We start from the raw sequence: 15,343 nt of genomic DNA on the forward strand, positions 1-15,343 counted from the left end.
GAAGGTCACGATGGAAATCCTCGCCACTATCTGGTTCGTCCTCATCGTCGTGCTCTGGATGGGGTACCTGTTCCTCGACGGCTTCGACCTCGGTGTGGGTATGATGATGCCCTTCCTCAGCCGCAGCGAACGCAGCAAACGCGTGCTGCTCAACTCGATCGGTCCGGTCTGGGAAGGCAACGAAGTCTGGCTGATCACCGCGGCAGGTGCGATGTTCGCCGCGTTCCCACACTGGTACGCCTCACTGTTCTCCGCGCTCTACATTCCGCTGACGCTCTGCCTGCTCGCACTGATCTTCCGCGCCGTGGCCATCGAATACCGTGGAAAGGGCCACTCGGAGCGGTGGAGGTCCTTCTGGACCTGGGCACTGGCCGTGGGATCGGCGGGAACAGCGTTCTGCATCGGTGCGATGCTCGCACTCACCACTATCGGACTGCCGCTCAATGATCATGGCGACCTGGTCGGCGGAGCCTTCGCCTGGGTGTCGTGGCCGGCGCTCGTCGGCGGGCTCGGCGGACTCGGCTTCTCCCTGGCCCACGGACTCATCTTCCTCGGTCTCAAGACCCAGGACGAGGTCCGGGCGAGGTCACGGCGTTGGGCTGGGCGGATCATGCTGCCGGCCGCGGTGCCGTTCCTCATCTGGTTCGCCCATTCGATCACCCAGCGGACGTGGCTGGTCATCCCGGTGCTCATCGCACTCGCCGCGCTCATCGTCGCATTCTTCGCGGTGCGTGCGGGCGCCGAGAAGCCGGCGTTCATCCTGCATGGGATCTACCTCATCGCCGGTCTGGCCGCTGTCTTCGCCGGAGCCTTCCCGAATGTGCTGCCCTCGTCGATCGATCCCGCGAACTCGCTGACGATCGCCTCGGCCTCCTCATCGGACTACACCCTGAACGTCATGCTCATCGTGACCATTGTGATCCTGCCGATCATCATCGCCTACCAGATCTTCAGCTACCGGATGTTCCTCGGCCGCATCGCCGAGACCCACATCCCCGAAGCGCACAAGCTGCCGGTGGCGATCCGGTCGTGAGTTCGCCCCTGTCGATCCTGCTCGAGCTGCCGACCGGTCGGCGCGGGCTCGTGCTCTCGGTGGTCTCCGCCCTGAGCCGGGCGGTGGGAATCGTCCTCATCGCCGAAGCCCTGGTGCGAGCCATCGTCGGCTACAGCGCTCCCGAGCTGTGGATCGTGCTCGGGGCCTTAGGCGCGCTGCTGCGCGGGGGTGGTCTCTGGCTCGACCGGAGTCTCGGCACTTCCCTGGCCGCCGAATCGAAACGCGGTCTCCGCTCCTCGATCCTTGCGGGAATGCTGCGTGGTAGGGGGCGGCCGAGGACGCACGCGGCGGTGACGGTCACGCGAGGAGTCGACGATCTCGACGACTACTTCACCACGGTGGTGCCGGCCCTGACCGCGGCTGCCGTGGTCCCTGTCGTTCTGCTGGTGCGGATCGTCTTCTCAGATCTGCTCTCCGCTGTCATCATCGCCTTCTGCCTGCCGCTGGTGCCGATGTTCATGGTGCTCATCGGCCGTTACACCGCTGAGTCGACGTCGGCGACGATGGCCGCTCTGGAACGACTCTCGGACCACCTGGCCGAACTCGCCGAGGGTCTTCCCGTCCTCATCGGCCTCGGGCGTTCGCGTGATCATGCACGTCGTCTGCGGGAGCTGGGGGAGCGTTACCACCAAGCGAACCTCACGACCCTGCGCGTCGCCTTCCTCTCCAGTCTGGCCCTCGAACTCATCGCTACGATCTCGGTGGCGCTTGTGGCCGTGGTCATCGGACTGCGTCTGGTGAACGGGACGATGGATCTCAGCCACGGACTGCTCGTCCTGCTGATCGCGCCCGAGTGCTTCATTCCTCTGCGTGAGCTCGGCGCCGGTTACCATGCGAGCGAGAACGGCCGCGAAGCCCGGGGGAGAGCCCACGCTCTGCTGTCCGAAACACAGTCGGCAGGAGAGACGACGACGGCGGAGGCCGGCCTCGACACCACCGGCCGGTCGGGTGAACAGAGTGTCCTCTACGGCGACGGCACGCTCATCACCTGGTCGGGCACCATCGACGCCCAGCCAGGAGTGACGACGGTCAGCGGCCGATCAGGGATGGGCAAGACCACTGTGCTCAGCGCGTTGGTCGGCAGTCTCCCGTCCGATGCCCACACCACCGTTGCGCCCGTTGCGGCTGCCTATGTGCCGCAGGCCCCACGCATGTTCGGTGAGACCATCGGTGCCGAACTCGCCCTCTTCGGACTCGACGAAGAAACGTCGCGGACGGCTCTGGCCGCGGCCGGGCTGGCCACCGATCTGCGGACGCAGACGGCGGCGCTCAGCCCTGGCCAGCAGCGCCGACTGGCACTGGCGCGTGTGCAGCACCGCCTCGGTGACGGGGCTGAGGTGCTCGTCCTCGACGAACCGACCGCCCACCTCGATGCCGACAATGCCGACATCGTGATCGAAATGATCGCCGAGGCGGCCGCCGCCCACCGAGTGATCCTCGCCAGCCATGACGAACGGGTCCGCGCCCTGGCCGACACCGAGATCCGCCCGGAGAAGACCAGTGCCGAAGCGGTCGAGAATGCGTCTTCAGCGGCGTCGACTTCGCATGTGACTGCGACTGCGACTGCGACTGCGACCGCGACCGCGGATCAGGGCCGGGCCGACACTGTCGAGGTTCCTGCGACGACCGAGCGGGACACGGCGGAGGTGCGTCCGGGACCCGGAGACGAAGCAGACAGTCGGACTGCGACAGAGCGGAAGCCGGATGTGTGGAGGCGGCAGTCCGGAGGCGAGAGCTGGACGGCGGCTCTGCGCCGTCGCTGGTCGATTCTGTACTCGAGTCTTCCGCTCTTCACTCCGACCATGATGGTGGCGGCGCTGACCGCCTGCGCCTCCAGCCTTGCGGCCATCGCATTGACCGCGGTCTCTGCGTGGCTCATCGTCGAAGCCTCCTACCAGCCGCCGATCATGCTGCTCATGGTCGCCATCGTCGGTGTGCGCTTCTTCGGACTCAGCCGGTCCGTGCTGCTCTACGTCAGCCGGCTGCGGCTCCACTCGGCGATCTTCGCCGCACTCACGCGACTGCGCACCCGGCTGTGGGAGCATTTCGAACGCGGCGGCATGAGCGATCGGCGGCTGCTGACCTCGGACTCGGCGCTGCGCGCAATGGTCGCCGACGCCGACGATGTCCGCGACCTGGTGCCGCGGACGCTGTTCCCGCCGCTCGTCTCCGCACTGGTCGTCATCGGCGTGGGCATCACCGCGGCGCTCCTCGACTGGGGTTCGCTGGGATGGTTCGCCCTCCTCGGCGTCACCAACCTCGTCATCGTCCCAATCCTCGTCGTCCGGGCAGAGAGCCGCCTCGCATACGGAATCCGGGAGGACCGCAACAGGATTCTGTCCGTGCTCACGCGCGCACTGCACGCAAAAGACGATCTGCGCACGAACGGGATCGACTCCCGGGTTCTCGGCCTGTTGGCCAGTCAGGAGAACGACCTGGAGGAGAAGCAGAAGGCATCCGCCCGAAACTTCGGGCTCACCCAACTGTGGCTGCAATTGAGCACGTTCATCATCGCCGTGATCCTGGCAGCCACCACGGATGCTCCGACCGAGATCGTCGCCGTGCTCTCGCTCATGGCGCTGGGGCTAGGCGAAGTGTTCGCCTCGGCACTCGAGGCATTCCGCCAGCTGCCCGGTCTGGGCGCAGCTCTTGACTGTCTGCCCGAACCGAACAGTCCGCAGGACCGTGAGGGTGCGGGCCCGGACGCCGATACGACGGCCCCTGCAGCCGGTGCCTCGACCCGGAACCCCAGCGCCGCAACGGTGCTCGATAGCGTCCAATCACTCGAATTCGACAGGATCACCGTGGGCTGGGACGACCACCCCGTCGTCGCCGAACTCGATTTCAGAGCCGAACGCGGGGGCTGGACAGTGCTGTGCGGCGACAGCGGAACCGGCAAGACGACGAGTCTGAGTGTGCTCCTGCGGTTCCTCGACCCCTGGTCCGGCCGCTACAGAGCCCGTGACCGGAAGGGGATCGGCCACGATATGCTCACACGCTCACCGGCAGATCTGGTCGGTCGAATCGCCTGGTGCCCTCAGGAAGCACACGTCTTCCGCTCCACCGTGCGGGGCAATCTCGCACTCGCTCAGCAATCGGTGGCCGGGGACGACGAGATGATCTCTGCGCTGGAAGCAGCGGGGCTCAGCGACTGGGCCGACGCCTGGGGGCTCGACCGGTGGGTCGGCGACCGAGGCTCGGAGATCTCCGGTGGTCAGCGACAGCGACTGGCAGTGGCTCGAACCCTGCTGACCGGGGCTGATGTGATCGTCCTCGACGAACCGACCGCGCACTTGGACGATGAGACGGCACAGCTGCTCATCGGTGATCTGCGTCGGAACCTCAGCGACCGGACGGTCGTCATGGTCACCCACGACAGACGCCTGATCGCCGACGGTGACGAGGTCGTCGACCTCGGCACGCACGTACCCGAGGCCGAGCACTCAGGGGCCTGAGGTCAGTCCCGCTTCGAACCGAACATGATCTCGTCCCAGCTCGGGATCGAGGCGCGCGAGTTCTTCTTCGACTTCGGCTTCGAATCCTTCGCCGGAGCAGAGTCCTCGAACTGCTCGTGATCGCTCACCCCGGGCTCGTTGAGCAGCGAGAGCTGATTCTCATCGTCGAAGACACCGACCTTCTCGGTCGGCTCCTGCGGTTCCTCAGCAGAGGCAGCGGAGTCTTCGAAGGCGAACACTTCGTCATCGGTGGCGGCTTCGGGCTGTCCCGGAGCGGTGTGTGCTCCCTGCGGGTGAGTCTCGGGATCCTCTGTGACCGCGCGCAGACGGGTCCGCGGCTCCTCCTCGGCGTGGCGACGCTTGCGCAGGTTCTCCAGAATCCGGCCGGTCTCGGCCTGGTGATCACGGGCATGCTGGGAAGGAGCCGATCCGGCGGTGGGACGGACCGGTCCGTCGGAGGCGATCGAGGCGGAGGTCTGATCCGGACGGGGGAGGACGTCGACCTCATCGGTGTTCTTCTGGCGTTCGGCACCGCTGCCGTAATTCGGGATCGGGCCGGTGTCTGTGGGTCCGGAATCGGCGAGCCACTTCGCCTCATCGTCGATCGGGGTCAGCGAACGGCGGTAGTAGTGCCAGCTGGCTGTGCGGACACGATCGGCGGCAGTGAAGCTGAGCTGGATGTACCAGTTGCCGTCCTGCTGTTTCCAGGAGTCCCACTCCATCGTCTCGATATCGACATCGCGCATCGCCAGACGTTCCTGACAGAGTTCGATGAGAGGGGTCGGCTCACCATTGGGATCATGATCGGAATAGATGGGGTGGCGGCTGGCGAGGTAGGCGGTGCGTTCGCGTTCGGCCATGGCCGGACTCTCATAGGTGCGCACGTATTCGATGTCGGCACCAGTGGAGGCGACGACCTCCTCAGCGTCCATGCCGCCGCGGATCATGGCCTGGATCTCTTTGGGGCGCACGGGAGTCTCGGACTTGGACTGGGTGCGGTCCCTGCGGACCGCGGCGATGAGAGCCTCATCGAGGACGACCCGGTACTGAAGCCCGTTCTCGTCGTTCAACAGCAGATGGGCGCCGTCTGCGCTGACTCCGTTCAAGATCAGTTCACGCATTGCCTTAAGCTCCTTTGTCGCGTCTCAGAAGCATCGTGTCACGTCCGGCGCGTCGTGTCGGGCAGATTTCCGCGCGAGTCGCGAAATCACGGGCCGGTTCGCGCCTGGACGGGGCGAGTCTGTGAGACCGACCACGAATGTCGACGACGTGGATCCGGGCGCCGGCCAGGTCGGGGTCTGCACGGCGAGTCGGCGCGGCTCACTCTGCGGACAGCGGGCGCAGTCACTCTACAGGCTGTAAAATCGAGTTCGTGAATACGACTGCACCCATCGACGCCCTGGTCCTCATGTCATTCGGAGGACCGGAGACCCCAGAAGAAGTGGTTCCATTCCTCCGCAACGTCACCGCCGGCCGCGGGATCCCCGAGGAGCGGCTCGAGGAGGTGGGGGAGCACTATTTCGGCTTCGGAGGCAAGTCTCCGATCAACGATCAGAACAAGGCTCTGCTGGCTGCGCTGCGTGCCGAACTCGATTGCCGAGGAATCGAGACTCCGCTGATCTGGGGCAACCGCAACTGGGATCCCTATCTCACCGATGAGGTCCGCAGCCTGGCCGAGGACGGTGCCACGCAGTTCCTGTCGATCGACACCTCGGCCTATTCTTCGTATTCGTCATGCCGTCAGTACCGCGAAGACTTTGCGAAGACGATCGACACGCTCAAGGGCGAGGGGCTCACAGTCTCGATCGACAAGATCCGTCAGTTCTACAACCATCCCGGCTATGCCGATGCCTGCGCCGACTGTCTCAATGACGGGCTGGCAGACTTCCGGACCAAGGTCGGACAGCTCGACGCGGCCAAGCATCGGATCCTCTTCGTCACACACTCGATCCCGAACGTCATGCAGGACGCATCGGCGGTGGAGACCAACGGCTACCTCGCTCAGCACGAGGAGCTCATGGGTCACCTCCTCGGGCGCCTCGACTCATCCGAACGCCTTCCCGCCGAGCTCGTCTACTGTTCGCGTTCGGGTTCGCCCGAGGTGCCGTGGCTCGAGCCCGATGTCAACGACCGGATGAACGAACTCGCCGAGGAGGGGGTGACCGGTGTCGTGCTCGTGCCCATCGGATTCATCTCCGACCATATGGAGGTTGCCTTCGATCTCGACACCGAGGCGAAGGAGACCGCCGAAGAGCTTGGTCTCGACTTCACCCGCGTCGGCACCGTCGGCACTCACGACGCCTTCGTCAAGGGGCTCGTCGACCTCGTCGAGGAGCGTGCCGCGCAGCTGCGCGGAGAAGACGTCGAGCCTCCCGCCCTGCCCGGGACGAAGGCCCTGGTGCCCGGCAGCGGTGCCTGCAGCATTGAGTGCTGTCTGGGCCGCATCGAACGTGCGACCTTCCCGAACTGGCCTGTCGCGAACTGAGACCCGGACACAGAGAACCCTCCCTCACCGAATCGGTGGGGGAGGGTTCTCGTTTCTGTGTTCCTCAGTAGTCGTCCGGGCTCGGGACTACGGGCAGGGCGCCCGTCTCGGCCTGGATCACCTCGGCGATGGGGCCGGTGTCGACATCGTTGCGACCGGCCAGCTCCATGAGGTTCTGCAGGTCGTCGATGAGATTTTCGACGAGGAAGTCGTCACCGGCGGACCGGGCCTCGTGAATGCGATGACGGACATCATCGATTCGGGTGTCGAGCTGATCAGCGAATTCACTCATTGTGGATCCGTCCTTCCTCGGGCCGCCTCCACAGGGGACGAACCCGGTAATCTACCGGCAGAGCGTGCTGTCGGTGCTGTCCATCACAAGCATTCTTGCAGAGCACCTCGTGAACTCTATGTGTGCTCTGCCTCTGCAGACAAGCTGGTGACGAGAATCACCGTACTGGGTGTTCGTTTCATCTTGCCAACGGAAAGCATACAGTGCACAATTCTGGGGACACATCTCGGAAGAGGGAAATATGCCCTCTTCGGCACCCCCTCCGGACAGAGAGCGATGAGGCCATATGGCAACAGACTACGACGCACCTCGCAAGCAAGACGATGAGATCAAAAGCGATTCGATCGAGCAGCTCAAGGCCCAGCGTTCCCAGGATCAGGCGAGCAAGATCGATGAAGACGAGACTGCAGTAGCCGAAGGCTTCGAACTTCCCGGTGCGGACCTGTCGAACGAAGAGCTCTCCGTTCGGGTCCTGCCCAAGCAGAATGACGAGTTCACCTGCATGGAGTGCTTCTTGGTCCGCCATCGTTCGCAGCTTGCGACAGAAGAGGGCGGTGTCCCGATCTGCACGGACTGTGCAGGCTGACTCGCCTCTCTCCCCAAATGACGGAACGCGCCCTCGAAGGACGCGTTCCGTTATTTTTCTCTCCCCTTGCTACCTGACGGGGGCTCTGCAACCTGGCGCCAGGTTGCAGAGCCCCCGTCAGGTAGCAATTTGGGGGCTTTAGGGGTTGAGGGCTGCCGCAAGCTTGTGCGGGTGGCGGCTGGACACGAGCCAGTACGGGGTGGGGTCGGAATCGTCGTCGAGGTCGATGCGGACGACGGACTTCGCCCACGGACGGATCTTGAGGAAGGCGCGAGCATCGAGATCGACGCCGCGGGCCTGGCGGGCCTCCTCGCCGTCGAAAGCGACCGCACGCGGGACGAATGTGCGGTCAATATGAGCCTCGCCCACGAACAGCTGACGTTCGGTGACGATGATCGTCAGCGTCAGCGAGTTCAGCCACCAGGCGAAGAGGACGAAGCTGACGACGGGAAGGATGATGGTGCCGAGCTGCCACACGGGCAGGACCATGAGCGCCGTCGACGCCGCAGCCACCACGACAAGGATCCACATGCCGATCGAGGGGCGGACCTTCTCCTGATAGACCACATGGGTTCCGGATTGAGTTGTTGCCATGGGCCCATTGTCCCATAGCGAGAAGTTTGGCCGCGTTCAGGCTGGAGCGTTAGAGTGCATGCTTGTGACGGAAACCCTGAAGATCAACCTCCAGCTCGTCGACGCGGGCATGAGCGCACCCACCTACGCGCATGCGAGCGACGCCGGGGCGGACCTGCGCTCGACGATCGACTTCGTCCTCGAACCCTTCGAGCGCCGCGTCGTCCCCACCGGAATCGCGATCGCACTGCCGGAGGGCTATGCCGCCTTCGTACATCCGCGGTCAGGTCTGTCGAGCAAGCACGGGGTCACCGTCGTCAATGCGCCGGGCACCATCGATGCCGGCTATCGCGGAGAGATCAAGGTGCCGCTGATCAACCTCGATGCGACGACCCCGCTGCGCGTCGTCCGCGGCGACCGCATCGCCCAACTCGTGATCCAAGCGATCACCCACGCCGACTTCGACATCGTTGAATCCCTTGACGACAGCACCCGCGGTGCCGGGGGATTCGGATCCACCGGCGGAATCGACGCCGGCCTCAGCGAAAAGGAGAAGTGAGGACTCATGGGACTGTTCTCCCGGTTCAAGAAATCCACACCGACAACCGACGACGACATCCGCACCGACGACGAACTCGTCGACGATGATGAGCTCGACGCTCAGGACACAGGCGCCGAGGCTGACGATCGTGACGACGATGAAGACTCCGCGGAGTCCGCTGCCGATGAGGCCGAGTCCGATGACGACGACCTCGACGACGAAGAGGCGCTGCTGGAGAAGTCGGCTCCCTTCGACCGGTCCGAGAAGGGCCCGTTCGACATCTCCGAGGAGTATCCGGAACATGACCGCCTCGACCTCGGCGCACTCAAGGTGCCTGTCGTCGACGGAATGCAGGTGCGTCTGGACACGGACGACGATTCCCAGCGCGTCCTGGCCGTGACCCTCATCCACGACGGCGGCGGCATCCAGCTGCAGGCATTCGCGACACCACGGTCGGAAGGACTGTGGAACACGGTGCGCCAGCAGCTCACCGAATCCGTGACGAAGCAGGGCGGCGAATCGACCGAGCTGCACACCTCGCTCGGCAAGGAACTGGCCATCGAGGTTCCGGCGAAGACGGAGTCCGGTCGACCCGGCAAACGCGCCATGCGCTTCGCCGGCATCGACGGCCCCCGCTGGTTCGTCCGCGCCGTGTTCTCCGGCAAGGCCGTGACCGATGAGGAGGTGCGTGCCGAACTCTCCGCGCTCTTCCGCGGAGTCGTCGTCGACCGCGGTGAGGACGCCATGGCTCCCCGCGAGCTCATCGCGCTGACTGCCCCACAGGTCGACGGCGACGAGACGGAGGAGAAGGACGAGGACGAACTCAACCCGTTCGAGCGCGGCCCCGAGATCACAGAGGTCCGCTGAGCGACGATGCGCAACGTCATTCCCCGCCTCGTGCGTGACTTCGGATCCCGCGAGGCGGAGGCCCGGGCCGATCTGCGTCTGGTCAGTCGGATCCCGGGAGTCATTCCGGTCGAAGAGCTGGAGGCACGCAAGACCGCACGCATCGCAGGAGTCGTCTCCGCGACCACTCAGTCGTGCAGCGCCGACAATCCGCGGCTCGACATCACCGTCGCCGACGGCACCGGCGAAGCCCGCGCCCAGTTCCTCGGACGCCGGGAGATCAGCGGCATCCGTCCCGGATCCCTCATCGTCCTCGAAGGACGCTTCTGCGGAAAGGACGGAGTGCTCACCGCACACAACCCCGTCTACGAACTGCTGCACACGCGCGACGACGCAGACGACTGACCGGATCCATCGACCGAGCCGACCCAGACACCCGGCCGCCGCAGACACCCGGCCGCCGCAGCTGAACTGCCTCAGCCCTCGGCGTCGGTCTCCTGCAGCAGCGCCAGCAGCGCCGGTTCCTGTTCGGGGGAGGAGAGAAAGAAGAGTTCGTCTCCGGCTTCGATGACGTCATCGGCACTCGGAGCGAACGCCCGCGAGTTGCGGATGATCGCCACCAGCACCGTATCGAGCGGGAAAGTGATCCCGCCGACGCGTTCGGCCACGAGTTCGGCATTCTCGTGCACCGTGAACTCGAGCAGCCCCGCCCGACCGCGTTCGAAGCTCATGAGATGAACCAGACCGCCGACCTCCACGGCCTCCTCGACGAGCGCGGTCATCAGGCGCGGGGTGGAGACGGCGACATCGACGCCCCAATTGTCGTCGAAGAGCCATTCGTTCTTCGGATTATTCACTCGCGACACCGTCCGCGGGACGCCGAATTCGGTCTTGGCCAACAGCGACAGCACCAGGTTGGTCTTGTCGTCTCCCGTGGCGGCCACGACGACATCGGCTTCCTCCAGCCCCGCCTCGGCGAGACCTGCCAGCTCGCAGGCATCGGAGAGCAGCCATTCGGCACCCGGGATCCGCTCATGGCCCAAGGCCTCTTTGCTCTGGTCGATGAGCAGGACCGAATGGTCCTTGTCCAGCAGCTCCCTGGCCACCGAGCGTCCGACGGAACCGGCTCCGGCGATGATGACCCTCATTCTTCTTCCTCCACGGTTCGCACTGGCTGATCGAGGATCCGTTCGATCTCGCCGAGGCAGTCGACCGGAGCCATGAGATGAACGAGGTCCCCGTCCTGGAGGAGCAGATCATCGTGGGCGACGATGCCCTCGGACAAGCGGGTGACATAGGCGACCCGGGCCTTGGTCCGTGTTTCGATCTCCTTGATCGGTCGTGCCACCCACTCCGGATCCAGATGCACCTCGGCCAGGACGAGATTGCCCGACGGCTCGCGGTATTCGGTGATCGACCCCTGCGGGACGAGCTTGCGCATCACCTGCTCGGCCGTCCACCGCACGGTGGGCACGGTGGGGATGCCGAGACGTTCGAAGACCTGTGCCCGGTCGGGATCGTAGATGCGGGCGGCGACATTGCTCACACCGAAGGTCTCACGGGCGACCCGCGCGGCGAGGATATTCGAGTTGTCACCGCTCGAGACCGCTGCGAAGGCGAAGGCCTCGGAAGTCTTCGCCTGGGCCAGGGTCTCGCGGTCGAAGCCGACCCCCGTGATCGTCGAGCCGCTGAAGTCCCGACCGAGTTTGAGGAATGCGTCCGGGTCCCGGTCGACGACGGCGACGGAGTGCCCATTCGCATCGAGGGCCTTGGCCAGGGAGGCCCCGACTCGGCCGCAGCCCATAATCACGAAGTGCATGGGTAATCCCTCCCGCAGTGATCTACCATTGGTTGCCGTGGCCAGCAGTTTTTCTGATGCCGTCAAAAGACTACTCGTCGGACGGCCCTTCCGCAGTGAGGACAGGCGTGCACCTGCGCTGAAGAAGCGCATCGCGATGCCCGTCTTCGCCTCCGATATGCTCTCCTCGGTGGCCTATGCTCCCGACGAGATCCTGCTGGCGCTGTCGCTGACCTCACTCGTGGCCCTGACCGTAGCCCCCTGGATCGGCGTGGCCGTCGGCATCGTCATCCTCGTGATCGTCGCCTGCTACCGCATCAACGTGCGGGCCTACCCCTCAGGCGGCGGAGACTACGAGGTGGCTTCGAAGAATCTCGGCTCCGGTGCCGGTCTCGTCGTGGCTGCGGCCCTCCTCGTCGACTATGTGCTCACCCTGGCCGTGTCGATGACGGTCTTCGCCGCCTACATCACCACGGCGTTCCCGATGCTGGCGCCCTACCGAGTGCCCGTGGCCATCGTCGGCATCCTGCTCATCTGCTTCGCCGGACTGCGCGGCTCACGGGCCACTCCCATGCTGCTGGCCGTGCCGACCTACCTGTTCTTAGGTGCCGTGTTCCTCACGATGTCGGTCGGTCTCATCCGCGTCGGGCTCGGCGACACCCCGCACGCCCAGACCGCCGACTACACGGTCGTGCACAGCAGCATCGGCGACCAGGCGACCCTCGGACTGGCCACTGTGCTCATCGTCCTGCGCGCGTTCTCCTCCGGAGCCGTCGCACTCGCCGGTGTGCAGACCGTGGCCACGGCCGTTCCGGCCTTCAAGAAGCCGCGTGGCAGGAACGCCGGCAACACCCTGCTCCTGTCCGGTCTGCTCGCAGCGCTCATGCTCACGGGGCTGACCTATCTGGCCTCGGTCACCGGCATCAAATACGTCGACGACCCGCATCTCTACCTCGTCCGCGGGGACGGCAGCCCGGTCAGCGCCGAATACGAGCAGGAACCCGTCCTCGCTCAGCTCGCGCATGCGATCTTCGACAACGCGCCGGTGATGTTCTTCATCGTCGTCCTCATCACCGCGCTCGTGCTCATCGCTGCTGCGAACACGGCGGTCGAAGGCTTCCCCGGTCTGGCGTCACGGCTGGCCCGCGACGAATTCCTGCCCCGGCAGCTGGCGACGAAGGGCGACCGACTCACCTTCTCCAACGGCATCCTGCTGCTGGCCGCGGCGGCGATCGTGCTCGTCATCGCCACATCCGCCTCGGCGACGGTGCTCATCCAGCTCTACCTCGTCGGAGTCTTCGCCAGCTTCGTCCTCGGCCAAGCGGGAATGGTCCTGCACTGGCGCAAACGGCTGCGGCTGGTCATCGACGCGAAGACCCGAGCCCGGATGCATGTCAACCAGGTCGTGAACTTCATCGGCTGCGTGCTCGCCGCCGGCGTCCTCATCGTCGTCATCGTCTCGAAATTCCTCGCCGGAGCCTGGCTGGCCGTCGCCGCCATGGCCGGGCTCTACCTCGTCATGGGCGCCATCCACCGCCACTATTCGCGAGTGACACGTGAACTCGCCCCCGATGCGGACATGAACTCGCGGACGATCCCGTCGAACACCCACGCCATCGTCGTCGTCAGCGAAATCGACAAACCGACGATGCGCGCCCTCTCCTACGCTCGAGTGACCCGATCGAGCCAACTCGAAGCCGTCACCGTCGCCGTGGACGAAGAAGCCGCAGCCGGTCTGCAGAAACGGTGGAACGAGATGGAGCTGCCGGTGCCGCTGACGGTGCTCGGCTCACCGTACCGCGAACTCGTCCGTCCGATGCTCGCCCATATCCTCGCCATCCGCCGCAGGTCACCGCGGGACCTCGTCATCGTCTACATCCCGCAGTTCGTCGTCGGCCGCTGGTGGGAGCACATCCTGCACAACCAGGTGGCACTGAAACTGCGCACCCGACTGCTGCTGGTGCCCAACGTCGTCGTGGTCTCCGTGCCCTGGCGGCTGAAATCCTTCTCTCGACAGTACGGCGGCGACGGACCCGATTCCGACACCTCGCTGTACAGACAGGCATAGAACACCCATGCGCGACGCTCAGGTCCCCGCACAGGAACTCACCCTCGACATCGAGGCACCGGCAGCCGGCGGTACGTCCATCGCCCGACATGACGGGCAGGTCGTCTTCGTCTCCGGGGCCCTGCCCGGTGAGAAGGTCCGAGTCCGCACCGAGGCAGGACCGGCCGCCCGGTTCCTCCGCGCCGTCGTCACCGAGGTGATCGAGGCGTCGGCCCACCGCGTGCCCGACCGTCGCCTCGACTATGCCTCCACCGGTTCGGCCGGGTTCGGCGGCATGGAATATGCGCACGTCGACCTCGCCCACTCCCGCACGCTCAAGGCCGAAGTCGTGCGCGACCAGCTGTCGCGCATCGGCCATATCGACCACGACGCCGAGGTGCTGCCCGCACCGGGAGAGACCGACGGCACCGACTGGCGCACCCGTGTGCAGCTGGCCGTCGACGACGAAGGTCGGGCCGGAATGCTCGCCCCCAGATCACACGAAGTCATCCCCGTGACCACCCCGCCATTGGCCGCCGGACCCCTGCATGGCCTCGACATCGCGGCGCTGCGCGTGCCCGGGGTTCGCCGCCTCGAATTCGCGTGGGCCGGCGACCACGGTGCGCTCATCGTCCGCGGTCGGCCCACCCCGCAGGTCCTCGACGAGATCGAATCCTGGCTGCCGATGACGTTCTCCCTCCTCGCCGAGGCGGCCGGAGGAGGGAATGACCGTGGCCGTGGTCGCGGCGGTCGCGCACGCGGTCGTGGGCGTGCCCATGCGCCGGCTGCCGAACTGCGAGTGATCCGCGGCGACCGTACCCTGACCGAAACGGTTCACGGGCGTGACTTCACCGTCGGCGCCGACGGGTTCTGGCAGGTCCACCGGGATGCGGCCGCACTGCTCAGCTCCGAAGTCGTCGCCGCCCTGCCTGCCGATGTCGATGCGATCACCGACCTCTACTGCGGGGTCGGACTCCTCGGCATCTGCGCAGCAACGGCCGCCGGTGCGCCCCTGTTCGGGGTCGAAGGGGCGGAGGCGGCCATCGCACATGCTCGAAACAACGCCGCTGATCTCGACGCTCGGTTCCTCGCGCTCAGCGTCGACCGGGCCCGACTGCCCGATTCGGACGTCATCATCCTCGACCCGCCGCGGGCGGGCGCAGGGAGGAAAGCCACCTCGGCGATCATCGGATCCTCAGCACGCACCCTGGTCTACGTCTCCTGTGACCCGGCCACGCTGGCCCGGGACCTCGCGGCGCTCACGGGTGGGGGATTCTCGATCGAGAGCCTCACCGGATTCGATCTCTTCCCGCTGACTTCGCACGTGGAGACGGTCACCGTCCTGCGGCGGTGACCGCGCGGCGGGGGAGGAGCACGAGGACGATGAGGGCGATGAACGTCGTGAGGAATCCCCACAGGCCCCACCATCCGCCCGACCGCCCCTTCTCTTTCGCGAAGGAGCTGCAGACGACGGCGAAGATGATGCCGACGAGCAGTGCGCCGAAGCCGAATCCGGCGCCTAGGGTGAACGGGTCCATGGGATCTCCTCGGTGGTGATCGGTCAGTGCGCTGACGTTCTGACTGTGCTTCTCACGCTAGGCTGTGCGGCCTGTCCGCAGCCCTGGTGATGCCCGCACGAGCGCCTGCGGAAAACCCGATCGAAGCG

General features: G+C 65.6%; 15 protein-coding genes. 9 read left to right on the forward strand and 6 right to left on the reverse strand.

Annotated elements, in window-relative coordinates:
* Positions 1-10: 10 nt before the first annotated feature.
* Together cydB and cydC are read left to right on the forward strand one after the other, a co-directional pair.
* Positions 11-1,033, forward strand: a complete 1,023-nt coding sequence (gene cydB, locus EB835_RS12530; protein WP_135809807.1) for a cytochrome d ubiquinol oxidase subunit II — start codon at positions 11-13, stop codon at positions 1,031-1,033.
* On the forward strand, positions 1,030-4,509 hold the full coding sequence (gene cydC / locus EB835_RS12535) for a thiol reductant ABC exporter subunit CydC (protein WP_135809808.1): 3,480 nt from the start codon (positions 1,030-1,032) through the stop codon (positions 4,507-4,509). Before cydB ends, cydC begins: the two co-directional genes overlap by 4 nt.
* 2 nt (positions 4,510-4,511) lie before the next feature.
* Here cydC and sepH read toward each other — a convergent pair whose 3' ends face one another.
* Entirely contained in the window at positions 4,512-5,630 is a 1,119-nt protein-coding gene (gene sepH, locus EB835_RS12540) for a septation protein SepH (RefSeq protein ID WP_135809809.1), read from the reverse strand.
* A gap of 251 nt (positions 5,631-5,881) precedes the next feature.
* On the opposite strand from sepH, the gene EB835_RS12545 reads away from it, so the two are divergent.
* Positions 5,882-6,994, forward strand: a complete 1,113-nt coding sequence (locus EB835_RS12545) for a ferrochelatase (RefSeq protein WP_135809810.1) — start codon at positions 5,882-5,884, stop codon at positions 6,992-6,994.
* 64 nt (positions 6,995-7,058) lie between these two features.
* Here the strand turns inward: EB835_RS12545 and EB835_RS12550 are convergent, their stop codons facing one another.
* A complete protein-coding gene (locus EB835_RS12550; protein WP_135809811.1) occupies positions 7,059-7,286 on the reverse strand; it encodes a hypothetical protein in 228 nt (75 codons plus the stop codon).
* A 286-nt stretch (positions 7,287-7,572) separates the two neighbouring features.
* Here EB835_RS12550 and EB835_RS12555 point away from each other — a divergent pair, with 286 nt between their 5' ends.
* Entirely contained in the window at positions 7,573-7,872 is a 300-nt protein-coding gene (locus EB835_RS12555) for a DUF4193 domain-containing protein (protein ID WP_101546971.1), read from the forward strand.
* A gap of 138 nt (positions 7,873-8,010) precedes the next feature.
* Here the strand turns inward: EB835_RS12555 and EB835_RS12560 are convergent, their stop codons facing one another.
* Entirely contained in the window at positions 8,011-8,466 is a 456-nt protein-coding gene (locus EB835_RS12560; RefSeq protein ID WP_135809812.1) for a DUF3093 domain-containing protein, read from the reverse strand.
* A 64-nt stretch (positions 8,467-8,530) separates the two neighbouring features.
* On the opposite strand from EB835_RS12560, the gene dut reads away from it, so the two are divergent.
* The 3 genes from dut to EB835_RS12575 are packed head-to-tail and all read left to right on the forward strand — an operon-like array spanning position 8,531 to position 10,237.
* Entirely contained in the window at positions 8,531-9,004 is a 474-nt protein-coding gene (gene dut, locus EB835_RS12565) for a dUTP diphosphatase (RefSeq protein WP_240688724.1), read from the forward strand.
* 6 nt (positions 9,005-9,010) lie between these two features.
* Complete coding sequence (locus EB835_RS12570; RefSeq protein ID WP_135809814.1) at positions 9,011-9,853, forward strand: DUF3710 domain-containing protein; 843 nt, start codon at positions 9,011-9,013, stop codon at positions 9,851-9,853.
* A 6-nt stretch (positions 9,854-9,859) separates the two neighbouring features.
* Entirely contained in the window at positions 9,860-10,237 is a 378-nt protein-coding gene (locus EB835_RS12575) for an OB-fold nucleic acid binding domain-containing protein (RefSeq protein WP_135809815.1), read from the forward strand.
* Between the two features lie 71 nt (positions 10,238-10,308).
* On the opposite strand, the gene EB835_RS12580 is transcribed toward EB835_RS12575, so the two are convergent.
* Entirely contained in the window at positions 10,309-10,980 is a 672-nt protein-coding gene (locus EB835_RS12580; RefSeq protein ID WP_135809816.1) for a potassium channel family protein, read from the reverse strand.
* Entirely contained in the window at positions 10,977-11,651 is a 675-nt protein-coding gene (locus tag EB835_RS12585) for a potassium channel family protein (protein WP_135809817.1), read from the reverse strand. Before EB835_RS12585 ends, EB835_RS12580 begins: the two co-directional genes overlap by 4 nt.
* Before the next feature lie 136 nt (positions 11,652-11,787).
* On the opposite strand from EB835_RS12585, the gene EB835_RS12590 reads away from it, so the two are divergent.
* Together EB835_RS12590 and EB835_RS12595 are read left to right on the forward strand one after the other, a co-directional pair.
* Positions 11,788-13,698, forward strand: coding sequence for an APC family permease (locus tag EB835_RS12590; RefSeq protein WP_135809846.1), 1,911 nt, complete (start codon positions 11,788-11,790; stop codon positions 13,696-13,698).
* Positions 13,699-13,705: 7 nt separating this feature from the next.
* Positions 13,706-15,031, forward strand: coding sequence for a class I SAM-dependent RNA methyltransferase (locus EB835_RS12595; protein ID WP_135809818.1), 1,326 nt, complete (start codon positions 13,706-13,708; stop codon positions 15,029-15,031).
* On the opposite strand, the gene EB835_RS12600 is transcribed toward EB835_RS12595, so the two are convergent.
* Entirely contained in the window at positions 15,012-15,215 is a 204-nt protein-coding gene (locus EB835_RS12600; protein ID WP_135809819.1) for a hypothetical protein, read from the reverse strand. The two genes, EB835_RS12595 and EB835_RS12600, sit on opposite strands and share 20 nt — an antisense overlap.
* Positions 15,216-15,343 lie beyond the last annotated feature (128 nt).

The organism is Brevibacterium sp. S22 (assembly GCF_004745485.1).
In the GTDB taxonomy this organism is placed as follows: Bacteria; Actinomycetota; Actinomycetes; order Actinomycetales; family Brevibacteriaceae; genus Brevibacterium.